This is a genomic window from Variovorax sp. LjRoot130 (assembly GCF_964253755.1).
Classification (GTDB): Bacteria; Pseudomonadota; Gammaproteobacteria; order Burkholderiales; family Burkholderiaceae_C; genus Variovorax.
The window spans coordinates 4,164,794-4,189,012 of the sequence record NZ_CAXURM020000001.1 but is presented as its reverse complement, the minus strand read 5'-3'; the positions used below and the strand labels follow the sequence as shown (position 1 = coordinate 4,189,012).

At 67.6% G+C, this 24,219-nt stretch carries 23 protein-coding genes; 13 read left to right on the top strand and 10 right to left on the bottom strand.

Features of this window, described 5'->3' with window-relative positions; all coding sequences use genetic code 11:
• Positions 1 to 8: 8 nt before the first annotated feature.
• The 4 genes from ACSQ86_RS20945 to ACSQ86_RS20930 all read left to right on the top strand — a co-directional run bounded on the left by ACSQ86_RS20945 (position 9) and on the right by ACSQ86_RS20930 (position 2,671).
• Positions 9 to 665, top strand: a complete 657-nt coding sequence (locus ACSQ86_RS20945) for an enoyl-CoA hydratase-related protein (protein WP_436304904.1) — start codon at positions 9 to 11, stop codon at positions 663 to 665.
• A 112-nt stretch (positions 666 to 777) separates the two neighbouring features.
• On the top strand, positions 778 to 1,635 hold the full coding sequence (locus ACSQ86_RS20940; RefSeq protein WP_093102825.1) for an aldo/keto reductase: 858 nt from the start codon (positions 778 to 780) through the stop codon (positions 1,633 to 1,635).
• A gap of 35 nt (positions 1,636 to 1,670) precedes the next feature.
• Entirely contained in the window at positions 1,671 to 2,126 is a 456-nt protein-coding gene (locus ACSQ86_RS20935; RefSeq protein WP_436309529.1) for an N-acetyltransferase family protein, read from the top strand.
• Between the two features lie 23 nt (positions 2,127 to 2,149).
• Positions 2,150 to 2,671, top strand: coding sequence for an N-acetyltransferase family protein (locus tag ACSQ86_RS20930; protein WP_436309528.1), 522 nt, complete (start codon positions 2,150 to 2,152; stop codon positions 2,669 to 2,671).
• A gap of 10 nt (positions 2,672 to 2,681) precedes the next feature.
• On the opposite strand, the gene ACSQ86_RS20925 is transcribed toward ACSQ86_RS20930, so the two are convergent.
• From ACSQ86_RS20925 to ACSQ86_RS20915, 3 genes are read right to left on the bottom strand one after another with little or no spacing between them, the layout of a single operon-like run.
• Positions 2,682 to 3,425, bottom strand: coding sequence for a GntR family transcriptional regulator (locus ACSQ86_RS20925; RefSeq protein WP_093102828.1), 744 nt, complete (start codon positions 3,423 to 3,425; stop codon positions 2,682 to 2,684).
• 41 nt (positions 3,426 to 3,466) lie between these two features.
• The gene (locus ACSQ86_RS20920) at positions 3,467 to 4,231 is read right to left on the bottom strand and encodes an aspartate/glutamate racemase family protein (protein WP_436309527.1); all 765 of its coding nucleotides are present in this window, start codon (positions 4,229 to 4,231) and stop codon (positions 3,467 to 3,469) included.
• 6 nt (positions 4,232 to 4,237) lie between these two features.
• Entirely contained in the window at positions 4,238 to 5,698 is a 1,461-nt protein-coding gene (locus ACSQ86_RS20915) for an NCS1 family nucleobase:cation symporter-1 (RefSeq protein WP_436310291.1), read from the bottom strand.
• A 179-nt stretch (positions 5,699 to 5,877) separates the two neighbouring features.
• On the opposite strand from ACSQ86_RS20915, the gene ACSQ86_RS20910 reads away from it, so the two are divergent.
• From ACSQ86_RS20910 to ACSQ86_RS20900, 3 genes are all read left to right on the top strand, one after another.
• The gene (locus ACSQ86_RS20910; RefSeq protein ID WP_093102833.1) at positions 5,878 to 6,186 is read left to right on the top strand and encodes an acylphosphatase; all 309 of its coding nucleotides are present in this window, start codon (positions 5,878 to 5,880) and stop codon (positions 6,184 to 6,186) included.
• Positions 6,187 to 6,279: 93 nt separating this feature from the next.
• On the top strand, positions 6,280 to 7,278 hold the full coding sequence (locus ACSQ86_RS20905) for a Bug family tripartite tricarboxylate transporter substrate binding protein (RefSeq protein WP_436309526.1): 999 nt from the start codon (positions 6,280 to 6,282) through the stop codon (positions 7,276 to 7,278).
• Between the two features lie 13 nt (positions 7,279 to 7,291).
• Positions 7,292 to 9,022: an IlvD/Edd family dehydratase gene (locus ACSQ86_RS20900; RefSeq protein WP_436290896.1), complete on the top strand. Its 1,731-nt coding sequence runs from the start codon at positions 7,292 to 7,294 to the stop codon at positions 9,020 to 9,022.
• Here the strand turns inward: ACSQ86_RS20900 and ACSQ86_RS20895 are convergent.
• A complete protein-coding gene (locus ACSQ86_RS20895; protein WP_436304900.1) occupies positions 9,019 to 9,897 on the bottom strand; it encodes a LysR substrate-binding domain-containing protein in 879 nt (292 codons plus the stop codon). The two genes, ACSQ86_RS20900 and ACSQ86_RS20895, sit on opposite strands and share 4 nt — an antisense overlap.
• Positions 9,898 to 10,015: 118 nt before the next feature.
• Between ACSQ86_RS20895 and ACSQ86_RS20890 the strand changes: the two genes are divergently transcribed.
• Together ACSQ86_RS20890 and ACSQ86_RS20885 are read left to right on the top strand one after the other, a co-directional pair.
• On the top strand, positions 10,016 to 10,942 hold the full coding sequence (locus tag ACSQ86_RS20890) for a dihydrodipicolinate synthase family protein (protein WP_436309525.1): 927 nt from the start codon (positions 10,016 to 10,018) through the stop codon (positions 10,940 to 10,942).
• A gap of 63 nt (positions 10,943 to 11,005) precedes the next feature.
• On the top strand, positions 11,006 to 12,016 hold the full coding sequence (locus tag ACSQ86_RS20885) for an aldo/keto reductase (protein WP_436309524.1): 1,011 nt from the start codon (positions 11,006 to 11,008) through the stop codon (positions 12,014 to 12,016).
• A gap of 24 nt (positions 12,017 to 12,040) precedes the next feature.
• On the opposite strand, the gene ACSQ86_RS20880 is transcribed toward ACSQ86_RS20885, so the two are convergent.
• Positions 12,041 to 13,024, bottom strand: a complete 984-nt coding sequence (locus ACSQ86_RS20880) for an ABC transporter substrate-binding protein (protein WP_436304897.1) — start codon at positions 13,022 to 13,024, stop codon at positions 12,041 to 12,043.
• A gap of 192 nt (positions 13,025 to 13,216) precedes the next feature.
• On the opposite strand from ACSQ86_RS20880, the gene ACSQ86_RS20875 reads away from it, so the two are divergent.
• From ACSQ86_RS20875 to ACSQ86_RS20865, 3 genes are read left to right on the top strand one after another with little or no spacing between them, the layout of a single operon-like run.
• The gene (locus ACSQ86_RS20875; protein ID WP_436309523.1) at positions 13,217 to 15,652 is read left to right on the top strand and encodes an ATP-binding protein; all 2,436 of its coding nucleotides are present in this window, start codon (positions 13,217 to 13,219) and stop codon (positions 15,650 to 15,652) included.
• A 58-nt stretch (positions 15,653 to 15,710) separates the two neighbouring features.
• A complete protein-coding gene (locus ACSQ86_RS20870) occupies positions 15,711 to 16,088 on the top strand; it encodes a response regulator (protein ID WP_093102845.1) in 378 nt (125 codons plus the stop codon).
• Positions 16,085 to 17,206, top strand: a complete 1,122-nt coding sequence (locus ACSQ86_RS20865; protein WP_436290901.1) for a response regulator — start codon at positions 16,085 to 16,087, stop codon at positions 17,204 to 17,206. The genes ACSQ86_RS20870 and ACSQ86_RS20865 overlap by 4 nt, the downstream gene beginning before the upstream one ends.
• Before the next feature lie 23 nt (positions 17,207 to 17,229).
• Here the strand turns inward: ACSQ86_RS20865 and ACSQ86_RS20860 are convergent, their stop codons facing one another.
• Positions 17,230 to 17,868, bottom strand: coding sequence for a Crp/Fnr family transcriptional regulator (locus tag ACSQ86_RS20860; protein WP_436304894.1), 639 nt, complete (start codon positions 17,866 to 17,868; stop codon positions 17,230 to 17,232).
• A 168-nt stretch (positions 17,869 to 18,036) separates the two neighbouring features.
• On the opposite strand from ACSQ86_RS20860, the gene ACSQ86_RS20855 reads away from it, so the two are divergent.
• On the top strand, positions 18,037 to 19,686 hold the full coding sequence (locus ACSQ86_RS20855; protein WP_436309522.1) for a phospholipase D-like domain-containing protein: 1,650 nt from the start codon (positions 18,037 to 18,039) through the stop codon (positions 19,684 to 19,686).
• Between the two features lie 34 nt (positions 19,687 to 19,720).
• Here the strand turns inward: ACSQ86_RS20855 and ACSQ86_RS20850 are convergent, their stop codons facing one another.
• The 4 genes from ACSQ86_RS20850 to puuE all read right to left on the bottom strand — a co-directional run bounded on the left by ACSQ86_RS20850 (position 19,721) and on the right by puuE (position 24,216).
• On the bottom strand, positions 19,721 to 19,993 hold the full coding sequence (locus tag ACSQ86_RS20850; protein ID WP_093102851.1) for a DUF4148 domain-containing protein: 273 nt from the start codon (positions 19,991 to 19,993) through the stop codon (positions 19,721 to 19,723).
• Between the two features lie 120 nt (positions 19,994 to 20,113).
• A complete protein-coding gene (locus ACSQ86_RS20845) occupies positions 20,114 to 21,340 on the bottom strand; it encodes a M20 family metallopeptidase (protein ID WP_436309521.1) in 1,227 nt (408 codons plus the stop codon).
• Positions 21,337 to 23,118: a 2-oxo-4-hydroxy-4-carboxy-5-ureidoimidazoline decarboxylase gene (gene uraD, locus ACSQ86_RS20840; RefSeq protein WP_436304890.1), complete on the bottom strand. Its 1,782-nt coding sequence runs from the start codon at positions 23,116 to 23,118 to the stop codon at positions 21,337 to 21,339. Before uraD ends, ACSQ86_RS20845 begins: the two co-directional genes overlap by 4 nt.
• Positions 23,119 to 23,280: 162 nt before the next feature.
• Positions 23,281 to 24,216, bottom strand: coding sequence for an allantoinase PuuE (puuE, locus tag ACSQ86_RS20835; protein ID WP_436304889.1), 936 nt, complete (start codon positions 24,214 to 24,216; stop codon positions 23,281 to 23,283).
• Between the last annotated feature and the right edge of the window lie 3 nt (positions 24,217 to 24,219).

Sequence of the window (24,219 nt, the reverse complement as noted above, 5' to 3'; positions counted from 1 at the left end):
GGACCCACATGCAATCGCTGCAAGACCTCCTCTATGAAAAGAGGGCGGGGATCGCCTACGTCACGATCAACCGCCCGCAGGCGATGAACGCGCTGAGCCACACGGCGCTCGACGAGTTGAGATCGGTGATGGAGGACGCGCGAGGGGACCCCGTCGTCCATGGCGTGATCGTGACCGGCGCGGGCGACAAGGCCTTCGTCACCGGGGCCGACATCACCGCGGGCGCGTCGATTTCCGCCATCGACGCGCACGCGTTCACGCGCAGCGGCCGGCTTGCGTTCGATCTGATCGAGCAGCTCGGCAAGCCGGTCATCGCCGCTGTGAATGGCTGCGCGTCGGGCGAAGGGTGCGAACTGGCGATGGCTTGCACCTTGCGTCTTGCAACGGCGCATGCGAGATTCGGCAGCCCGGAAGCGAAGCCCGGTTTCGTTCGCGGCTTCGGCGGGACGCAGCGCCTCCTGCGTCTCGTCGGCAAGGGCCGTGCGCTGCAGCTCATTCTCACGGCGGACACGATCGACGCGACAGAAGCGCACCGGAACGGCCTCGTCAACGAGATTGTCGATGCAGACCAGCTCATCCCCCGTGCGGAAACGATCCTCAGCCGAATGGGGCCTCATCGAACTGGAACAGGGGAAGCAGCGTCTGCGAGCGCCAGCCGAAGCTGATCACCGTGCGCGAGATGATCCATCGCGCGACCAGCGAGATGGGTTTCGCAGGCGGATCTGCCACCGGTCGCAGAGAATCTTCATCCTTCTACGACTTTGTTCCCGGCAAACAATGAAGACGCTTCAACTTGCAACAGGCACTCCGCTGCCCGTGCTCGGCCTGGGCACCTGGCGCCTGGGCGAAGACCGCGCGCTGCGCCGCACCGAGATCGCCGCCGTGCGCGCGGCCATCGAGATGGGCTACCGCCTCATCGACACCGCCGAGATGTACGGCGAGGGCGGCGCCGAAGAAGTGGTCGGGCAGGCGATCGCAGAGGCGCTGCGCGCCGGCGACGTGACGCGCGGCGAGCTCTTCGTCGTCAGCAAGGTCTATCCACACAACGCGAGCCGCAAGGGCACGCCGGCCGCTTGCGCGCGCAGCCTGGCGCGGCTGGGGCTGGAGCAGATCGACCTCTATCTGCTGCACTGGCGCGGCGAATACACGCTTGCCGAAACCTGCGAGGCGATGCGCGCGCTGGTCGACGGCGGGCGCATCCGGCATTGGGGCGTCAGCAACTTCGACACCGGCGACATGGACGAACTGGCCGCCGTGTGCGGCGAGCCGCTGGACTGCACGGCGAACCAGGTCTATTACTCGGTGCGCGAGCGCGGGCCCGAGTTCAGCCTGCTGCCCTGGCAGCGTGCCCGCGGCATGCCGCTGATGGCCTACAGCCCGATCGACCAGGGCGCGCTGGCGGGCGATGCGGCATTGAAGAAGACGGCGCAGCGGCTCGGCGTCACGGCGGCGCAGCTTGCGCTGGCCTGGGTCATTGCACAGCCCGGCGTCGTCGCCATTCCGAAGGCGGTGCGCGAGGCGCATCTGCGTGACAACCTCGCTGCTGCCGAACTGCAGCTCGGCGACGAAGATCTCGCCGAGATCGATAGACTCCATCCCCCGCCGCGGCGCAAGAAGCCGCTTTCGATGATTTGATCCCGACGACCCAGTACGCAACTACCGAAACCCCGATGACTCCTTCCGTACGCCCCGTCACGCAGAACGACCACGCCGCCTGGCGGCCGCTTTGGGACGGCTACAACGCCTTCTACGGCCGCCATGGCGCGACTGCGCTGGCCGAGCACGTGACGCAGACGACCTGGCAGCGCTTCCTGGATCCGGAGGAGCCGATGTTCGCGCTGGTCGCGGAAGACGAGGGGCAGCTCGTCGGGCTGGCCCATTGCGTCATCCATCGCAGCATGACCCGTGTCGAGCCGGTGTGCTATCTCTCCGACCTGTTCACGCTCGAATCCCGGCGCGGGCGCGGCATCGGCCGCCTGCTCATCGAGGCGGTCTACGTGCAGGCGAAATCGGCCGGCGCCTCGCGGGTCTACTGGCAGACGCACGAATCGAACGCCGCGGGCAGGCTGCTCTACGACAAGGTCGCGAAGCACCTTGGATTCATCGTGTACGCGAGGGAGTTTTGATCACCATGCCCACGGAGAATCCGATGCAGTTCGTCGCATGCACGCACGACACCCACGCCGTTGCGATCCTGGAGATCTTCAACGATGCCATCGTCAGCTCGACCGCCCTCTACGACTACAAGCCCCGCACGCCGGAGAGCATGGTCGGCTGGTTCAAGACCAAGGAGGCGGGCGGGTTCCCCGTGATCGGCGCCATCGGAGAAGACGGCGGGCTCCTCGGCTTTGCCAGTTACGGCACTTTCCGCGCCTGGCCCGCGTACAAGTACTCGGTCGAGCACTCGGTCTACGTTCACAAGGACCACCGGGGAAAAGGCCTGGGCCAGCTGCTCATGCAGGAACTGATCGCGGCTGCCAGGGCGCAGCATTATCACGTCATGGTCGGCGCCATCGACCTGGCCAACAAGGGCAGCATCGCCCTGCACCAGAGGCTAGGCTTCGAGCATGCCGGAACCATCAGGCAGGCCGGATTCAAGTTCGGCCGATGGCTCGACGTGGACTTCTGGCAGCTGGTGCTCGAAACGCCGGCGAATCCGGTCGACGGCTAGCCTGCGTCCTTCAGGCCAGCAAGGCCTTCACCAGATCGAGCTGCCGGTCCGGCACCCCGCTCGTGAGCTGCAGATTCGCCTCGATGCGCGACAGGTGATCCGTCATGCAGGCCACGGCAGCCTCCACGTCGCCGCTGCGGCATACGCGCAGGAAGTCCGAATGCTCGTCCGAAGAGCAGTGCGGATCGTTGGAGGAGTGGTAGAGCATCGCGATCAGCGAGCTGCGCGCGACCAGTTCGCGCACCAGCTCGGCCAGCGTGCCGTTGCCCGCGGCCTCGGCGAGCGCGACGTGGAAATCGCCCAGCAGCTTTTCGCGCACGGTGCCCGTGGTCGTGGAGCGCAGCGCGCTGCGCTCGAACTGGATGTGCTGCTCCAGCGCGCGGTAGTCCGCGGGCCGGGCCTTGGCGATGAAGAGGCGCACCACTTCGCTCTCGAGGATGCGGCGCACGCCGAAGACCTCGCGCGCTTCCTGCACGCTGGGCTTGCTGACGAAGGCGCCCTTGTCCGGAATCATCTCGATCAGCTTGTCCTTGGAAAGCGTCAAGAGCGCCGCGCGGATCTTGGTGCGGCTCACGGCGTAGACGCGCCCCAGCGCCTCCTCGCGCAGCCAGGTGCCGGGCGGCAGGCGCTTCTCGACGATGGCGGTGGCGATGTCCTGCGCGATGCTTTCGATGGTCGCGCTCTTGTCGGGCGCGGCGGCCGCTTCGGGAACGGCCGCCGGCGTGGTCGTGGTTGCTTTGGTGACGCGGGGCATGGCGCGATTGTGGACGAGCGGCGCCGCATCGCGCGCGGGCTTCAGGCCGCGCGTTTCAGCGCCGGCGCCGGAGACGGCAGCGTGAAGCCTTCCAGCAAGCCGGCGACCGGCTTCGGCAGCGGCTGCGCCAGCTCGCCGCGCTTGCTGGTGCAAAGCCGCAGGTTCACGAGCGATTCGATCAGCTGCGTACTGGCTGCCACGCCGTCGACCACCGGCACGCCCAGCACCTGGCCGATGTGTGCGCACAGGTCGGCCATGCCGGCGCAGCCGAGCACGATGGTGTCGGAGCCGTCTTCGTCGAGCGCACGCCGGCATTCGTCGACGATGCGCTCGCGCGCCTTCGAGCCCGGCGCCTCCAGCTCGAGCACCGGAATTTCGCAGGCCCGCACGTTGGCGCAGAAGCGCTTCATGCCGTAGGCCTCGGCCAGGTGCCAGGCCTGGCCCGTCGTGCGGCCCAGCGTGGTCACCACGCTGAAGCGAGTGCCGACCAGGCTGGCCAGGTGCATGGCCGCCTGCGCGATGCCCACCACCGGCCCGCGCGCCAGCTCGCGCGCGGCCGCAAGGCCCGGATCGCCGAAGCAGGCGATCACATAGCCGTCGATGCCTTCGCGTTCGCCGGCGGCGATCTCCTGCAGCAGGCCGGGCACCGCCAGCGCCTCGTCGTAGTGGCTCTCGATCGAGGCCGGGCCCATCGAGGGGCTGACCGCCACGATCTCGGTGCCGGGCCGCGCGACCGAGCGCGCGCAGGCGCCGATCTTCTCGGTCATGCTCCAGGTGGTGTTGGGGTTGATGATCTTGATGCGCATGAAAGTTCAGGGCTTGCGGTTGAGGAGGGCGTAGATCACGAAGCCGAGGCCCATGCCGATGAACCAGGCGTAATTGGCGGCGCCGCGCCAGGCCGGGATCAGCACGCACAGGATCGGGATCAGCGCCGAAGGGATCATGGTCCACACGGCCTTCAGGTTGTAGCCCTTGCTGTACCAGTAGCGGCCCTTGGGGCTCAGCGTGTAGAGATCGTCCACCACCACCTGCTGCTTGCGCACCAGGTAGAAGTCGGCGATCAGGATGCCGAACAGCGGGCCGATGAAGGAGCCCAGGATGTCCAGTGTGTAGTGGATCACCTCGGGGTTGTTGTAGAGGTTCCAGGGCGTGAGGAAGATCGAGCCCACCGCGGCGATCATGCCGCCGGTGCGCCAGCTGATGTGCTGCGGCGCGACGTTCGAGAAGTCGAAGGCCGGCGAGACGAAGTTGGCGACGATGTTGATGCCGATGGTGGCGATCATGAAGGTCAGCGCGCCCAGCACGACGGCGGTGGTGCTGTCGATCTTGCCGACCGTGTGCACCGGGTCGGTGATCAGCTCGCCGAAAACCGGCAGCGTCGCGGCCGTGGTGATCACGGTGAGCAGCGAGAAGAACACGAAGTTGACCGGCAGGCCCCAGAAGTTGCCCTTTTTCACCGCGTCGAAGCTCTTGCTGTAGCGCGAGAAGTCGCCGAAGTTGAGCATCGGGCCGCTGAAGTAGCTCACCACCAGCGCAATCGCCGAGAGCATCACCGGCAGCGCGTCCCAGCCCTGGAACTTGACGCCGCCCAGGTTGAGGTCGATGCGGCTCCAGCCGGCCTTCCATACCAGCCAGCCGCACAGGATCGTCATCACCACGTAGACCCCCGGGCCGGCCCAATCGATGAACTTGCGGATCGCTTCCATGCCGTGCCAGAACACGAAGGCCTGCAGCACCCACATCACCATGAAGGCCAGCCAGCCCAGCGCCGACAGGCCTGCGAAGCCGTGCAGCTTGACGTCGGCGTACGGCGCGAGGTTGGGGAACAGGTGCAGCGCGAGCACCATGAAGGCGGCCGAGGCCAGGTAGGTCTGGATGCCGTACCAGGCCACCGCGATCAGGCCGCGGATGATGGCCGGGATGTTGGCGCCGCGCACGCCGAAGGAGGCGCGGCAGATCACGGGGTAGGGCGTGCCGGTCAGCTGGCTCGGCTTGGCCACCAGGTTGCAGAAGAACTGCACGATGCAGATGCCCACCAGCAGCGCCACCAGCACCTGCCAGCTCGACAGGCCGAGCGCGAACAGGCTGCCCGCGGTGATGTAGCCGCCGACGCTGTGCACGTCGGACATCCAGAAGGCGAAGATGTTGTATTGGCCCCAGGTCTGCTGCCTGAGCGGCGCGAGGTCTTCGTTGGTGAGGGCGGGGTCGTAGCCCGGCTTGATGAGTGCGTTGGATTCGGTATGCGGCGCATGGCCGGCGATCGGCAGGTCCATGCTTCCTGGGCTGACGGCTGTGTTCACGGGTGTCTCCTCGTGGGGGATGGGCGGATGTCCGAACGGCATGTTCGGTTCGTTGATTGCACCCTATATTTGTATACAAAAAATGGGTGCAATCAAGGTCGATCTGCGGCCTGATGGTTGGTGTTTACCCTTGCTTGAGGAACAATCGCGCCATGAACCCTGGCGACAAGAACGAGGCGATCGAGTGCCGGCTGGTGCGCTTGCGCGGCCGAGTGCAGGGCGTCGGCTACCGGGATGCCTGCCTGCACCACGCGCGCGCCAAGGGCATCACCGGTTGGGTCCGCAACCGCGCCGATGGGTCGGTCGAAGCCATGCTGCAGGGCTCTCGCCGTGAACTGGATGCCATGTGCAATTGGCTGCGCGACGGCGTGCCCGGCGCATGGGTCGACGCGCTCGAGCTCACGCAGGTGCCGCCGCCTTTCGATCGCCTCGATCGTTTCGAACGGCTGCCCAGCTTGTAGAGCAGACGCAAAAGAATCTATCTTTTGTCCTTGTCGAAGCCGCTTCAACCGGCGCGCCCGGCTGGCCACACTCCGGGCCAAAGGAGACAAAGCATGAAAGCCAGCCACTACTTCGCGCGTCGCGCGATTCTTCGGGCCTGCCTGGCCTGCGGCATAGCCCTCGGCGCCCCCTTGGCCATCGCCGCCTACCCCGACAAGCCCATCAAGCTGGTCGTTCCCTATCCGCCCGGCGGCGCCACCGACGTGATCGGGCGCATCGTCGCGCTCAAGCTCGGCGAACTGCTCGGGCAGCAGGTCGTCGTGGACAACCGCGGCGGCGCCGGCGGCAACATCGGCGCCGAGGCGGTCGCGAAGGCAGCGCCGGACGGCTACACCCTGCTGATGGGCGCGCTGACTTCGCACGCGACGATGGCGACGCTGGAGAAAGGGCGCCTGCGCTACGACATCTCGAAGGACTTTGCGCCCGTCATGATCGTCGGGTCGGTGCCGCTGGTCGTGGTGGTCAATCCGCAGGTTCCGGTCAAGACGCTGAAGGAACTCATCGCCTACGCCAAGGCCAATCCCGACAAGTTGAACTACGCCTCGTCCGGCGCCGGCGCGCCCCAGCGCATGGCCGCCGAAATCCTCCAGCGCGAGACCGGCATCAAGATGACGCACATCGCCTACAAGGGCAGCGGTCCGGCGATGACCGACGTGGTCGGCGGCCAGGTCGGCCTGATGGTCGAGACGCCGCCGGCCTCGCTTCCCTTCATCACTTCGGCCAAGCTTCGTGCGCTGGCGGTCACGACGCCGCAGCGGATCTCGATGCTGCCCGATGTGCCCTCGGCGGCCGAGGCGGGCGTGCCGAACCTCGAAGTCAGTTCCACCTTCGGCGTCCTGGCGCCGGCTGGCACTCCCGCGGCCATCGTGGCGCGCCTCAACGAGGCGCTCGCGAAACTCGTGCAATCGCCCGAGGCCAGGGAGATGCTGCTCAAGCAGGGCGTCTATGCGGCGGCGCCGACGACGCCGGCGAAGTCGGACGAGCAGATCCGGGCCGAGATTGCCCGCTGGAAAAAAGTCATTGCCGACGCCAATATCAAGTCCGACGAATGAGGGCCCACTGAACATGTCCAAAGCCTCCTCCAAGCCCGACGGCACCGATGAACCCTCGGGCATGCGCAAAGGCCTGACCAGCTACGGCGACCAGGGCTTCTCGCTCTTCCTGCGCAAGGCCTTCATCAAGGGCGCCGGCTATACCGACGCGGCGCTCGACCGCCCCGTGGTCGGCATCGCGAACACCGGCAGCGCCTACAACCCCTGCCACGGCAATGCGCCGCAGCTCATCGAAGCGGTGAAGCGCGGCGTCATGCTCGCCGGCGGACTGCCGATGGACTTTCCGACGATCTCGATCCATGAGAGCTTCGCGGCGCCGACGAGCATGTACTTGCGCAACCTCATGTCGATGGACACCGAGGAGATGGTCCGCGCACAGCCGATGGATGCCGTGGTCCTGATCGGCGGCTGCGACAAGACGGTGCCGGCGCAGCTCATGGGCGCGGCCTCGGCCGGCATTCCCTCGATCCAGCTGATTACCGGTTCCATGCTGACGGGCAGCCATCGCGGCGAGCGCGTCGGCGCATGCACCGACTGCCGGCGCTACTGGGGCAAATACCGCGCGGGCGAAATCGACGACGAGGAAACCGCCGACGTGAACAACCAGCTGGTGGCGAGCGTGGGGACCTGCTCGGTCATGGGCACGGCCAGCACCATGGCCTGCATTGCCGAAGCGCTGGGCATGACGATGCCGGGCGGCGCCTCGCCGCCGGCCGTCACGGCCGACCGCATCCGCATCGCGGAGCAGACCGGCGCGCAGGCTGTTCAGATCGCGCGCGACGGCCTGACCATCGACAAGGTGCTCACACCCGCTGCCTTCGAGAACGCGATGCGGGTGCTGCTCGCGATCGGCGGCTCGACCAACGGCATCGTGCACCTCGCCGCGATCGCGGGCCGGATGGGCCTGGACATCGATCTGCACGCGCTCGACCGCATGGGGCGCGAGACGCCCGTGCTGTTGGACCTGAAGCCCTCGGGCCAGCACTACATGGAAGACTTCCACAAGGCCGGCGGCATGGCGACGCTGCTGCGCGAACTCCAACCCTTGCTGCGGCTCGAGGCCATGACCGTCACCGGCAGGACGCTGGGCGAAGAGATCGAACGCGCGGGGCCGGGATTCGCGCAGGACGTGGTGCGCACCGTGGACAACCCGATCTATCCGCAGGGCGGCATCGCGGTGCTGCGCGGCAACCTGGCGCCGGGCGGGGCCATCATCAAGCAGTCCGCGGCGGATGCGGGGCTGATGGAGCACGAAGGCCGCGCCGTGGTCTTCGAGAACATCGAGGACCTGGTCCTTCGCATCGACAGCGACGATCTCGACGTCGCGCGCGAGGACGTGCTGGTGCTCAAGAACATCGGCCCCAAGGGCGCGCCGGGCATGCCCGAGGCAGGCTACATCCCGATCCCGCGCAAGCTCGCGCGCGCGGGCGTGAAGGACATCGTGCGCATCTCCGACGGCCGCATGAGCGGCACGGCCTTCGGCACCATCGTGCTGCACGTGACGCCGGAGTCGGCCATCGGCGGTCCGCTCGCGCATGTCCGCAACGGCGACCGCATCCGGCTGAGCGTGGCGAAGCGCGAAATATCGCTGCTGGTATCGGACGACGAACTGGCGCGCCGCGCGAAGGAGTCGCCGGTGGTCGAACCGACGGCCGAACGAGGCTATCGAAGGCTCTTTCTGCAGACCGTGATGCAGGCCGACAAGGGCGTCGACTTCGACTTTCTTCGCGCGCCGAAACCTTAGGCACGCGCTTTGCAGACGGCCTGCGCCTCGGCAAGAAGGGCCTTCGCCAGCCCGGCGCGCGGCCCGTGCGTGGCCCAGATCAGGCCCACGCGTCGCACCGGCGCGCGCGCCGGCAGCGCCACGCGTGCGATCGCGAATCCGCTGTTCCACATCGGCGCCCAATCCGGCAGCAAGGCCACGCCCAGCCCCTGGCCGACCAGTGCCGCGACAGCCATCAGGTTGTCGATCTCCAGCCGCTGCCGCACGCCGATGCCGTGGTCGCGCAGGTAGCGGTCGGCCAGTTGTCCGCCCACCACCGAGCGGTCATAGCGGATGAAGGGCTCGGTCGCGAGCAGCTCATGGGCCTTGCGCCGGGCCAGGGCCTTGGGCGCAACCACGACCAGGCGCTCCTCGAACAGCGCCTGGAAGGTGCAGCCCTTGCCGATGGCGAATTGCGGCTCGACCACGATGGCGGCGTCGAGCGCGCCGGTCGTCACCTGCCGGCACAGTTCCACGGAGCTGCCGGGCGCGACGAAGACCGACAGATCGGGAAAGCGCGCGTACAGCCGCTTGAGCACCAGCGGCAGCACGCTGGTCATGGCCGAGACGAACACGCCCAGGCGCAACTCGCCCAGCGACGCGCCGTCGCTGGTGACCGCCCGCAGGTCGCGCACGTCGCGCAGCACGTTGCGGGCGCGATCGAGCATCTTGAGCCCCGCCTCCGTGGGGCGCACGGAGCGGCCGGAGCGTTGGACCAGCGGCAGGCCGATGTCTTCCTCGAGGGCCTTGACGCGCGCGGCGATCGCGGCGGGCGTGAGGTCGAGCCGGCGCGCCGCCTCGGCCATCGAGCCCAGTTCGGCGACGGCGACAAAGCTCTGGAGGTAGCGTGTATCCATCGGCGCGAATGTACAGGCCGCCTTCGATCAAACCCAAAAAATCTTTTGCTTTGACCGTGCTGGCTTCTTGCCCTCGAGAACACCCGTCATTCGATACTTCATCCGCATGAACTCCCACATGACGAAGCGGCTGCACGGCGTGATCGCGCCGGTGCTCACGCCTTTCAACGACAAGCTCGAGCCCGACGTCGAGCGCTTCATCGCCCACTGCCGCTGGCTGGTGGACAACCATGCGGGGCTGGCGATCTTCGGCACCAATTCGGAGGCGGCATCGCTTTCCGTCGGCGAGCGGCTGTCGTTGGCGCAGGCCCTGGTGGAGGCAGGCATTCCCGCCGCGATGCTCATGCCGGGAACGGGCGCCTGCGCATTGCCGGACGCGGTGGAACTGACCCGCCACGCCACCCGGATCGGCGCCTCGGGCGCGCTGGTGCTGCCGCCCTTCTATTTCAAGGGCGTGTCCGACGATGGCGTGTTCGCCTATTACGCGGAGATCATCGAGCGGGTGGGAAGCGGCTGCGTGCCCATCTACCTCTATCACATCCCGCAGCTCAGCCAGGTGCCCATCACGCTCGACCTGATCGAGCGTCTTCTCGAGCGCTACCCGGGCACGATCGCGGGCGCCAAGGATTCCTCGGGCGACTGGAAAAATTCCAAGGCCATGATCGACAACTTCGCCACTGCAGGCTTCGACGTGTTCCCGGCCAGCGAGTCCTTGCTCTCCCAGGCCTTGCCGATCGGCGGCGCGGGTTGCATCAGCGCGACGGTGAACATGAATCCGGCCGGCATCCATCGCCTGTTCGAAGGCTGGCAAGGTCCCGAAGCCGCCAAGCTGCAAGCCAAGGCGGACGCCATTCGCACGATCTTCCAGGCCGCGCCGATGATCCCGGCGATGAAGCACGTGGTCTCCAGCTTCGCTGCGCATCCATCATGGCGCAGGGTGCGTCCGCCGCTCGTCGCGCTGGGCGACGCCGCGGGCGGCGAGGTCCTGGCCCGGCTGGACGCCGTCGGGTTCGACATGCCCGGCTACCCGCGACGCCCTCAGTGAAGCTCTGCACGTTCGCGCCGCGATCACTATGATGGCCTGCCGCCACCGCATCACAGCAAACCCATGAGCATTCCCACCACCCGCCTGGGCCGCACCGGCCTGACCGTGTCGCGGCTCGCGCTCGGCACCATGACCTTCGGGCTGCAGACCGACGAAGCGGTATCGCAGCGCATCCTCGACAAGGCGACCGAGGCCGGCATCAACTTCCTGGACACCGCCGACGTCTACCCGCTCGGCGGCACGGTCGAGACCACTGGCCGCACCGAAGAGATCATCGGCCGCTGGCTGCAAGCTAAAGGGCCGGGCGCGCGCCGCCGCTTCGTGCTCGCCACCAAGGCGGTCGGCAAGGTCGGCCCGAACCCCTGGGACCAGGGCGCATCGCGCAAGCATTTGCTCGATGCCATCGACGCCTCGCTCAAACGGCTGCAGACCGACCATGTCGACCTGTACCAGCTCCACAGCGACGACCGCGAGACGCCGCTCGACGAGAGCCTGGAGGCGCTCGATGTCATCGTCAGGTCGGGACGCGCGCGCTACATCGGCGTCTCCAACTTCCTGGCCTACCGGCTGGCGCGTGCGCTGGGCCGCTCCGAGCTGCACAAGCTCACGCGCTTCGTCTCGGTGCAGCCGCGTTACAGCCTCTTGTTCCGCGAGATCGAGCGCGAGCTGCTGCCGCTCTGCGGCGAAGAGGGCCTGGGCGTGATTCCCTACAACCCTCTCGCGGGCGGTCTGCTGACCGGCAAGTACAAGGCCGGCGCCAAGCCCGAGGACAACACGCGCTTCACGCTCGGCACCGCGGGCACGATGTACCAGGACCGCTACTGGAACGAGCGCAGCTTCGCGAGCGTCGCGCAATTGCATGCGCTGGCCGACGAAGCGGGCGTGCCGCTCGCGACCCTGGCCGTCGCGTGGGTGATGGCCAATCCGCTGATCACCGCGCCGCTGCTCGGCGCCAGCCGGCCGGAGCAGCTCGATGCCACGCTCGCGGCGGCCGACTACAAGCTCGATGCGGGGCTCAAGCAGCGGTTCGACGAACTCACGGCCGACTATCGCAAGGGCGACGCGCCGCGCTGACACAAGAGACAAGAGGGCACGCCATCACTGGATCACCTTGTCCGCCCGGTTCAGCACCGAGCGCGGGATGGTGAAACCGATGCGCTTGGCGGTCTTCAGGTTGATCAGCAGCTCGAACTTTGTCGGCTGTTCAATGGGAAGATCCGCCGGCTTGGCGCCTTTCAGGATCCTGTCGACGTAGCGGGCGCCGTCCTTGCCTTCCATGCCGTAGCCGGGTCCGTAGGCCATGAGGCATCCGTTTTCCGCATAGTCGCCCCGTGCGCAGATCGACGGCAACCCGCTGGCGATGGCCAGCTCGGCAATGAGCTTCTGGTTCGAATTGGCGACCGGGTTGAGCGTGATCCAGACGGCGCTGCTGCGCGCCTTGACGGCTTGCGTGAACGCAGACACGTACTCGTCGACGCTGCTCACCTCCATCGAATAAAGCTGCAGACCCAGCTTCTCCGCGGGCGCCTGGCTGGCTTCCCACTGTGGAATGGAGCCCGGCGCCTTGCGGTCCCAGAGCACCGCGACCCGGCTGGCCTTGGGCATGGTTTCCTTCAGCAGCTCCAGCCTCTTGCCGGCCAGGACCGCCGCCACGTTGGTGATCCCCGTGCTGTTGCCGCCCGGCCGCGCCAGGGTTTCGGCCAGGCCGGTGGTGATCGGGTCGGTGACGCCCATGAAGACGATGGGAATGGTGCCGGTCGTCTTCTTGGCAGCCAGGGCTGCGTTGGTCGTGACCGTGACGAGGACGTCGACGTCCAGTCGGACCAGCTCGGCCGCATGGCCGGGAAGCCGCTCGAAATCCAGGCTTTCGTGGCGGTAGTCGATCTGGATGTTCTGTCCTTCGACATAGCCGAGGTCGCGCAGGCCTTGCCGGAATGCCTCGAGCCGGGGTGCGTCCGCGCTGGCCGAAACGGCCGCCAGATAGCCCACGCGCGGCACCTTCCTGGGCTGCTGGGCCTCGGCGACGGGGCCGGCGGCAAGCATCAGCGCGCAAAGAAGAAGCCGCAGGTTCTTGCCGTTCATCAGGTTTCTCCTTCGGAGCTTCCGTCTTCCATAGGCTGATTGGTGGATTTCGCCGAGTCCGCAAAGGCGGAAAATCGGCGCCGCGCCGCTGTGAATGGCGCAGCCAATCGACGACAAAGTGATCGAATCATGAAAGCCCCGGCCGCGTGGACCTCGCTGGGCTTCCGTGGCAACGCGCCATCAGCAGTTGAAATGAAAGCAGCCGAGGAAGATGGCCGTGCCATGCCCGATGTCGCTCTGCCGGCAGAGTCCACGCGCGACATCCACCGCGGGCACCTGTTCCGCAAGTACCTGCTGCTGATCCTCTCCTTGGTCATGACTGTGCTGCTGGCGTCGGGCGCGATCAGTCTCTACTTTTCCTATCAGGAAAACAAGGCGGCGCTGGCCAGCCTGCAGCAAGTCAAGGCCGTCGGCGCGGCGTCGCGGATCGAGCAATACATCCAGCAGCTCACCGAACAGCTGAGCTTCGCGTCGGTTCCGCTGTTCGACGAAGCGGACCTGGAAGCGCGCCGCATCGAGTTCCTGCGGTTGCTGCGCCAGGTTCCCGAGGTGACCGACGTGGCGCAGCTCGATGGCAGCGGCCTCGAACGGGTTGCGGTGTCGCGCCTTGGCATGGACTCGGTGGGCTCCGGAAAGGATCGCTCGTCGGAAGCGCCGTTCCAGCATGCCCGGGCCGGCTCGCCCTGGTTCGGGCCGGTGTACTTCCACAAGGACACCGAGCCCTACATGACCGTGGCGATCCGGTCGGAAGGCGACAAGAGCGCCGTGACGGTGGCCGACCTCAATCTCAAGTTCATCTGGGACGTGATCTCGCGCATCAGCACCGACGACGCGGGCAAGGCCTACGTGGTGGACCGCAACGGCCTGCTCGTGGCGGACCCGGACATCGGCCTGGTGCTGCGCAAGACCAGCCTGGCATCGTTGCCGCACGTCCGGGCGGCGGCGGCGGCGAAGGCGCCGGGCCCGCAGGCCATGGTGACGCACGACCTGCAGGGCGCGCAAGTGCTGGTTTCGGTGGCGCCGATCGAGCCGCTGGGCTGGAACGTGTTCGTCGAGCGGCCGATGGCCGAGGTGTATGCCAAGCTGAACGCCTCGATCCTGCGCACCGGCCTGCTGTTGCTGGCCGGCCTGATGGTCTCCGCCGTGGCGGCATGGGTGTTGGCGCGCAACATGGTGCGGCCGATCCGCACGCTCGCCGCGGGCGCGCGGCGCATCGGCGAGGGCGAACTGGACGCGCAGATCGTCGTCAAGACCGGCGACGAGCTGGAAGCCTTGGCCGATCAGTTCAACCGCATGTCGGCGCAGCTGCGCGAGTCGTACGGAGAGCTGGAGCGCAAGGTCGAACAGCGCACGGCGGAACTGACGGCGTCGCTCGAATTCCAGACCGCGGCGGCGGAAGTCCTGCGGGTGCTCAGCCACACGCCGTCGGATCTGCAACCGGCCTTGCAGGCGATCGCCGAGCGCTCCGTGCTGCGCTGCCGCGCCGATGCCAGCAAGATCTGGCTGCAGGAGGGCGATCACTTCCGGGCTGTCACCGGCTATCCGGTCAAGGGCGGTTCCGGGCCGGGCCGCGACGATGCCCTGCCGATGAGCGCCAGGTCGGTGGTCGGCCGGGCATTCGTCGAAGGCCGGACGGTGCATGTCGAGGATGTCGCCCAGTTGGTCGATTGGAGGCCCCCGGCATCGCGCAAGGCGCCGAAGCGCAACGACGTTCACACGGTGCTTGCCGTGCCGATGGTGCGCGAGGGCGCGTCGATCGGGATCATCGCCGTCCTTCGCAAGGAAGTGCAGCCCTTTTCGGATGCGGAAGTCCGCCTGGTCGAGACCTTTGCCGACCAGGCCGTGATCGCGATCCAGAACGCGCGGCTGTTCCGCGAGATCGAGAACAAGGGCCGCGAGCTCGAGGTGGCCAACCGCCACAAGTCGGAATTCCTGGCCAACATGTCGCACGAGCTGCGCACGCCCTTGAACGCCATCATCGGCTTCTCGGAGGTGCTGACCGAGCGGATGTTCGGCGAGGTCAACGACAAGCAGATGGAATACCTGCAGGACATCCATTCGTCCGGCCAGCACCTGCTGACGCTGATCAACGACGTGCTCGACCTGTCGAAGATCGAGGCGGGCCGGATGGAACTGGACCTGAGCTGCATCGACCTCGGCCTGCTCATGGACGACGCACTGACCCTGGTGCGCGAGCGCGCGCAGCGCGACGGTGTGCTGATCTCCCTCGAGATCGGCGATGGACTGACGGAATGGGTGGCCGATGCCCGAAAGGTCAAACAGGTGGTCGTGAACCTGCTGTCGAATGCGGTGAAGTTCACGCCGGCCGGCGGCAGCGTGCGCCTCTGCGCCCGGCGCCTCGATGCGGCCGGCCAAAGCGTCGCCGAGGTCAGCGTGGCCGACACCGGCGTGGGCATCGCCCCGGAGGACCAGGCCCTGGTGTTCGACGAGTTCCGCCAGGCCGGCAGCGACGCTTTGCGCAGGGCGGAAGGTACCGGCCTGGGCCTGGCGCTGGCCAAGCGCTTCGTCGAACTCCACGGCGGAACGATCCGCGTCGAAAGCCGGCCCGGCGAAGGCGCGACCTTCAGCTTCCTGTTGCCGATGCAGGTTCCGGAGGCTGTGATATGAGACGTCGGGCCGCTCCCAAGTCGAATAGCACCGCAGCGCATGGCGCGGAGGTTATCGAATGAGCACCATCCTGATCATCGAAGACAACGAGAAGAACATGAAGCTGATGCGCGATGTCCTGCAGCACGCGGGCCACGCCACGCTGGAGGCGAGGACCGGGGAGGCGGGCGTGCAGCTGGCCATCGACCACCCGCCCGACCTGATCCTGATGGACGTGCAGCTGCCGGGCATGGGCGGCATCGCGGCCCTGCAGAAGATTCGCGAGCAGCCGGCATTGCAGGCGGTGCCGGTCATCGCGGTGTCGGCCTCGGTCATGCCCGAAGACCATCGCAGCATCGTGAACTCGGGATTCGACGCCTTCATGACCAAGCCGATCGCCCTGAAGACCCTGCGCGCGACCGTCGATCGCTTCCTGAAACAGAAGGGACCGCGATGAGTGCCCACATCCTGGTCGTCGACGATGTCGAAAAGAACGTCAGGCTGCTCGCCGACGTCCTGACGGCGCGCGGCTATCGAACGAGCACCGCGGCCTCCGGCGAGGAAGCGCTGGCACGCATCGCGGCCGACCTGCCCGACCTGGTCTTGCTGGACGTGATGATGCCGGGGATGAACGGCTACGACGTGTGCCGCGCGATCCGTGCCGATCCGGCTTGCGCGGTGCTGCCGGTGGTGCTGGTGACCGCGCTGGACCCGGAACACGAGCGCGTGAAGGGGCTGGAGGCGGGCGCGGACGACTTTCTGAGCAAGCCCATCCACCAGGCCGAGTTGATGGCGCGTGTGCGTTCGTTGCTGCGCGTCAAGGCCTTGTACGACGAGGTCCAGCGGCAGAGGGCCGAGCTGCAGGCCTGGAACCTCACGCTCGAACAGCGCGTGGCCGATGCCGTAGAGCAGCTCGAACGCGTCGGGCAGCTCAAGCGCTTCTTCTCGCCGCAACTGGCCCAGGCGATCCTGGCCGGCGGCGCCGACGATCCGCTCAAGAGCCATCGGCGCGAGATCACCGTCGTCTTTCTGGACCTGCGCGGCTTCACCGCCTTCACCGAGACGGCCGATCCCGAGGAGGTGATGGCCGTGCTGGGCCAATACCATGCGGCGATGGGCCGGCTGGTGCTGGCCCACGAGGGGACGCTGGAGCGCTTTTCCGGCGACGGCATGATGATCTTCTTCAACGATCCGCAGCCGGTGCCCGATGCGCCGGTGCGCGCGGTGCGAATGGCCGTCCGGATGCAGGAGGAGATGCGCCACCTCAGCGGCCAGTGGCTCCGGCGCGGCTACGACTTGCACATGGGCATCGGCATCGCCCAGGGCTTCGCGACGATCGGCAGCATCGGTTTCGAAGGGCGTATCGACTATGGAGCCATCGGAACCGTGACCAACCTGGCCGCACGGCTGTGCGGAGAAGCGGAGGGTGGCGAGATCCTGCTGTCGCAGCGCGTCCAGGCCGCCTTGCAGGAGGCGCGGCCGGAAGGCGAGTGGTCGATCCAGCAGGCCGGCGAACTGGCGCTCAAAGGCTTCCAGCGCAAGGTGCCCGTATGGCGCGTCGTGCCGGATTCCTGAACTGGGGCTGTTAGCAGGCCCCGCTACCAGGCGGCCGGCAGCTTGCGCAGGATCACCAGGCGGCCGTCGCGCTGGGTGACATAGCCGCCGGCGGTGAGTTCCTTCATGACCCGGTTCACCATCTCGCGCGAGGAGCCGATGCGATCGGCGATGTCCTGCTGCGTCACCTTGTGGCGCAGCACGCGCTCCTCGCCGGCCGGCTCGGACAGCTCGATCAGCACCCGCACCATGCGGCCGTAGACGTCCTGCAGCGCAATGCTGCGAACCTGCTCGGTCAGGCGCCGCACCATGCGGATCAGCTTGCGGGTCAGGTGCACCGCGAAGTCAGGGTGCTCCGCGAGGAACTGGCGCAACTCCGAACCCTGGACCACGCGGCAGCTGCACGCCGTGAGCGCCTTGATCGACGCCGAGCGCTTCTCGCCGTCGATCGAGAGTTCGCCGAAATACTCGCCGGGACCGTACTCGGCGAGCACCACCTCGCGGCCGTCCTCCGAACTGGCGTAGACCTTCACCCGTCCGCTCAGCAGGATGTAGAGCGAGTCGGTCGCGTCGCCCTCGTTGATCAGGATCGCGTGGGCCGCGAACGAGCGCGTCGACCCGTGCGGCGCGATGGCATCGAGCAGAGGCTGCGGCAGGCGGTCATTGGCGTCGGCGGAATTCATCGGTCACTCCGGGTGCTGCGCAGGGGCACGGCCAGGCGGCTGCATGGCGGCAAACGATTATCGGGCGCGCCGCCGCCTGTGACCAATGTCACATCCGTGCGGCGCACTGCGCACTCGTGACAAAGGGGGGCTCTGCCTAGATTAGAGGCCTACCAGAGAGAGCCCGCCATGACCTCCCTTTTCCCTCGCTCCCCCCTGCTGATCGCCCATTGCGTCGGCCTGCGCCTGATCGCGCTCGCCCAAGCCAAGGCCGACCCGCGCCTGGCGGTGTGGGCCTTCGTCGTGGTGCTGTTCGGGATGCTGACGGCCTGTGCCGGCTTGCCGAGCGGCGTGCAGCGCCCGAACTCGCAAGCCCGCATCGACGTGGCCGACACCCGCCTCGCCGCGGTGGCCGCCGCATCGATGCCGGCCGGCAACGGGCAGCTGTCGGGCATGCGCCTGCTGCCCGCCGGCGACCAGGCTTTCGAGGCCCGCCTCGCGCTGGCCCGTGGCGCCGAGAAGAGCGTCGACGCGCAGTACTACCAGATCGCCGACGACCTGTCCGGGCGGCAGTTCCTGCGTGCGCTGGCCGACGCCGCCGCCCGCGGCGTGCGCGTGCGCCTCCTGGTGGACGACCTGCACGCAGCCGGCCAGGACGCGCTGCTGGCCGGTCTCGCCGCCCGCCCGAACCTCGAAGTGCGCATGTTCAACCCCTTGGCGGTGCGCGACGGCAGTGTCGCCTCGCGCGTGCTGTTCTCGCTGCACGAGTTCTCGCGCGTCAACCGGCGCATGCACAACAAGCTGTTGGTCGCCGACAACGTGTTCGCGATCACCGGCGGCCGCAACATCGCCAACGAGTACTTCGGCCGCAGCGAGCCCGCCAACTTCATCGACATGGACATGTTCGCGGCCGGATCGGTGGTGCGTGAGCTGTCGGCGGTGTTCGACGGCTACTGGAACAGCGAGCATGCCTATCCGATCCAGAGCCTCGCGGCACCGGAGTTCTCGTCGGAAGCCGCCCGGCGCCAGTTCGACGACACCGTGCGTGCAGCCGGCGCCGCCGACCTGACGGTGGCGGCGCGCGACCCGCTCGGCCAGAGCAGCGTCGGCTCGCAGCTGGCCAATGGGCGCCTCGAACTGCACATCGCCGCCGCCCGCGTGATCGCCGATGCGCCGGCCAAGGCCGCGCCGGGCGATGCGTCGCTCGCCTACGGCGCCGTCATGAACGGCAAGCTCGAGCTGATGCAGTCGGCGCGTTCCGAGGTGCTCGTCGCCTCGCCCTACTTCGTTCCGGGTCGGCGCACGATGGAGATCCTCAAGCAGGCCACCGACAACCGGGTGCGCGTGTCGGTCATCACCAACTCGCTGGCCACGACGGACGAGCCGCTGGTGCATTTCGGCTACGCGCGCTACCGCGGCGCCTTGCTGCAGATGGGCGTCTCGCTGTTCGAGCTGATGCCCGGCGCCGAGACGCGGGACAGCGCCGCCGGCGAACTGCGCGGCTCGCTCGGCCGCCTGCATGCCAAGGTGGCGGTGGTGGACCAGCGCTGGCTCTACATCGGCTCGCTGAACATGGACCACCGCTCGGCCCACTCCAACACCGAGATGGGGCTGATCGTCGACAGCCCGGAGCTGGCCGGCCAGGTGGCGAGCCTGCTGCAAGGTGAACGGCTGCCCAGGAGCTACCAGGTTCGCAGCACCGCCGACCAGCCGGGACTCCAGTGGGTCGCGCAGGACGGACAGGACAAGGTCGTGTTCGCAGACGAGCCGAACTCGAACTGGGGAATGCGGCTGCGCTTGTCGGTGGTGTCCATGTTCGTGGACGAAGAGCTCCTCTGAAGACGACGGCGGCGCCTCAGCGGCGCCGCTGTTCTCAGTTCTCGCCGTAGGTGGCTGCGCCGTTGGCCGCAATGGCCCGTGCGCCCGCGCGGACCGTGGCGCGGTCGGCCACGCTGATGGGAGCCCGCACGCCGGTGCCGCCATTGCTGATCTGGACGGGGGTTCTGGCCTGCGCCTGAACCGCGGCCCGCGTCATCGTCGACTGGAAGGGCGGTGGCGGCAGGGGGTTTTGCTCGCCCTGGAAGGCTTGCGCAGCAAAGGCTGCGAGGCTGCCAAGGGCGGCGATGGCGATGAGCTTCGTATTCATGGCGGGACTCCAAAAAAAGGGTGGGTCGGGCCGCCTGGAAATGCTGCTGCATCGCCGGCGGCTGCCAGATATACGCCGCCGTGCACGCATTGGATTCATGCGGGGCGCACCCGCTCGGGCTCAGTTCAGCAGGTCGCTGAGCGTGCGCGCGATCACCTTGGTCGCGCGCCGCAGGTCTTCGAGCACCACGCGCTCGTCGTTGCGCTTGGCGTGCGATTCGAGCACGGTGCGCGGTCCGGCGCCGTAGATCACGCCCGGGATGCCGGCTTCGCCGTAGAGCCGCACGTCGGTATAGAGCGGCGTGCCCATGGCCTTGATCGGCTCGCCGAAGATCGCCTGGCCGTGCTGCTGGATCGCCTCGACCAGCGGCTTGTTGCCCGGCAGCGGCTTCATCGAATTGGCCAGCAGCAGGCGCTTGATCTCGACCGTGATGCCGGGCAGCGCTTCCGCCGCGTCGGCGATCACCTTTCGGATCGTGGCCTCGACCTCGACCGGGTTCTCTTCCGGGATCATGCGGCGATCCAGCTTGAAGACCACCTTGCCGGGCACGACATTGGTGTTGGTGCCGCCCTCGATGCGGCCGACGTTGAGATACGGGTGCGTGATGCCCTCGACCTTGGACGTGACCTGCCGGTAGAGCGTGTTCTGCGCATAGAGCGCGTTCAGGATCTGCACCGCGCCCTGCAGCGCGTCGACGCCGGTCGTCGGGATCGCGGCATGCGCCATCTTGCCGTGCACCGTGACTTCCATCTGCAGGCAGCCGTTGTGCGCCGTCACCACCTCGTAGCTGAAGCCGGCCGCGATCATCAGGTCGGGCTTGGTGAGGCCGTTCTTGAGCAGCCAGCCCGGGCCCAGGATGCCGCCGAATTCCTCGTCGTAGGTGAAGTGCAGTTCGACGCTGCCGCGCGCCGGCCTGGCCACCGCTTCGAGCGCGCGCAGCGCAAAGGTGAAGCTCGCGAAGTCGCTCTTGCTGACCGCGGCGGCGCGGCCGTAGAGGCTGCCGCCCTCGATCTCGCCGCCGTAGGGGTCGTGCGTCCAGCCTTCGCCGGGCGGCACCACGTCGCCGTGGGCATTCAATGCCACGGTGCGGCCCTCGCTTCCGTACTTGCGCCGCACGATCAGGTTGGTGATCGATTCGAGGCCGTAGTCCTTCACCTCCTGCTCGGGCACGGCATGCTTCTCGGCCTCGAAGCCGAAGTCCTTCAGCAGCTCGGCCGTGCGTTCGGCGTGCGGGGCGTTGTTGCCCGGGGGCGTATCGGTCGGCACGCGCACCAGCTGTTGCAGGAACTGCACTTCCTCGTCGAAGTGGGCGTCGATCCAGGCGTCGAGTTTGTTGTAGTCGGTCATGAGGGTGCTTGTTCGGTGGCGAGGTTGTTCAGCAGCAGCTGGAAGGCTTCCACCGCCAGCTGCATGTCGTCGTTGGTGCTCGATTCGAGCGGGTTGTGGCTGATGCCGGAGTTGATGCCGCGCACGAAGAGCATGGCCTGCGGCATCACCTCGTGCAGCTTCATCGCGTCGTGGCCGGCGCCGCTGGGCATGCGGAACAGCGGTACGCCGAGCGTGTCCACCGCCTTCTCCCAGCGCTGCTGCCATTCGGGCGCGCTCGGCGCGGCCGAGGCCCGCATGCTTTCTTCCAGCGTGTAGCGCACGCCGCGGCGCTCGCAGATGGCCTTGAGCTCGGCGAGCACATCGGCCGTCAGCGCGTCACGCTGCGGGTTGTTCGGTGCGCGCATGTCCAGGCTGAACTTGCAGAGGCCGGGCACCACGTTGATCGAGCCGCTCGGCACTTCGAGCATGCCGACGGTGGCGACCGAGTCGCCGTCCCTCGCGGCGCGCTGCTCGGCGAAGAGGATCAGCTCGGCCACCGCGGCGGCGGCATCGCGGCGGCGGTCCATCGGCGTGGTGCCGGCGTGGCTGGCCATGCCGATCACCTCGCCCACGTAGCGCACGCCGCCGTTGATCGAGGTCACGATGCCGAGCGGGATGTCGAGCTCGTTGAGCACCGGGCCCTGCTCGATGTGCACTTCGATGAAGCCGAGGTACTTGGCCGGATCGCGCTGCAGCTTGGCGATGTCTTCTTCCTTGAGGCCGGCGATCTGCCGTGCCTCGCGCATGGTGATGCCGTCGGCGTCCTTCTGGTCCAGCCACTTGGGATCGAAATGGCCGATCAGCGCGCCCGAGCCCAGGAAGGTAGCCTTGTAGCGCTGGCCTTCCTCTTCGGCAAAGCCCACCACCTCGAAGGCAAAGGGCAGGCGGCGGTTCTGGCGCTTGAGCTCACGCACGCAAGCCATGGGCACGAAGATGCCCAGCCGCCCGTCGTACTTGCCGCCATTGCGCACGGTGTCGTAGTGCGAGCCGGTGAGCAGCGTCTTGGCGCCGGGCGTGGCGCCCTCGTAGCGGCCGACCACGTTGCCGACGGCATCGATGTTCACAGTGTCGAAGCCCGCTTCGCGCATCCCGTCGGCGATCTGCCGCGCGCAGGCGCGGTGTGCCTCGGTCAGGTAGGTCACGGTGAGCTGGCCCTTTTCGGCGTAGCCCGGGTCGGTGTGCACCGAGAGTTGTTCCTGCCAGTCCCACACCTCGTTGCCGAGCGCGGGTAGGGCGCCGAACTTGTCGTCGAGACGGATCTCGGCGATGCGGTGGATGTTGCGCAGCGCCTCGCCCAGCTCGAAGCCCGGATGGTTGTGCAGACGGCGCTCGAAGGTGTCGATGATCTCGCGCTTGCTCAAACCGGTGCCGCGCGGCCCGCGCACCGCGAGGATGAAGGGGAAGCCGAACTTCGCGTTGTAGTCGGCGTTGAGCTGCTGGATCTTCGCGAACTCCTCGGGCGTGCAATCGGTCAGGCCGGCCTTGCCCTGCTCGTTGGTGGATTCGGCGGTGAGCGTCTTGCTGACCATGGCCTTGCCCGCGAGCTCGGGATGGGCGCGGATCAGGCCCAGCTGCTCGTCGGCGGAGGCGCCAGCGACGACCTGCACCAGCGCGTGCTTGAGGTGCGCGAGCGAGCGGAAGGGGCGGGTGGCGGCGGCACGTTTCGCGATCCACGGCGAATGCTCGTAGGTGCCGTCGAGCAGGGCGGTGAACTCGTCCGGCGTGACAGTGTTGAGCTGTTCGATAGTCAGTTGCATATCAGTGACTCCATGGCGCCATAGCGCAGGACATGAAAAGAGCGGCCGGCGCAGCCAGGCCCGTTCGGGGGACACCGCGGAACCGGCTTTGCCGGCCCGCTGGTGTCGCCCCCGGTGAGGGGGTTGGCGTAGCGACACGAAGTGCGCGAAGCCTGGGGGGAGTCATGTGCATGGGTGCGTCGCCTTCCAGTGGCGCGCGATATCGAGGCGGCGGCACACCCACACGCGGTCGTGCTTCGCGATGTGGTCCAGGAAGCGCTGCAGCGCCGTGATGCGGCCGGGGCGGCCGAGCAGGCGGCAGTGCATGCCGATGCTCATCATCTTCGGCGCCTCGTCGCCCTCGGCGTAGAGCGCGTCGAAGCTGTCCTTCATGTACTGGAAGAAGGGGTCGGCGTGCGAGTAGCCCTGCGGCAGCGCGAAGCGCATGTCGTTGCAGTCCAGCGTGTAGGGCACGATGAGCTGCGGCACGACGTTGCCGTCGGTCTTCTGCACCTTCATCCAGAAGGGCAGGTCGTCGCCGTAGTAGTCGCTGTCGTATTCGAAGCCGCCATAGTCGGCGACCAGGCGGCGCGTGCGCGGGCTGTCGCGGCCGGTGTACCAGCCGAGCGCGCGCTCGCCGGTGAGCTTCTGGATCGCTTCCATGCCCAGGCGCATGTGCTCGCGCTCGGTGGCCTCGTCGAGGTTCTGGTAGTGGATCCAGCGCCAGCCGTGGCAGGCGATCTCGTGGCCCAGTTCCTTGAAGGCGGCCGCGACCTCGGGGTAGCGCTCGAGCGCCATGCCGACGCCGAACACGGTGAGCGGCAGGCCGCGCTTCTCGAACTCGCGCAGGATGCGCCAGACGCCCGCGCGCGAGCCGTATTCGTAGATGCCCTCCATGCTGATGTGCCGGTCGGGGAAGCTCGCCGGGTTGAACATCTCGGAGAGAAATTGCTCGGAACCCGCGTCGCCATGCAGCACGCAGTTCTCGCCGCCTTCCTCGTAGTTGAGGACGAACTGCACCGCGATGCGCGCGCGGCCGGGCCATTGCGCATGGGGCGGGTTGCGGCCGTAGCCGACCAGGTCGCGCGGGTAGGGCAGGGTGGTGTCGTAAGTGCTCATGCG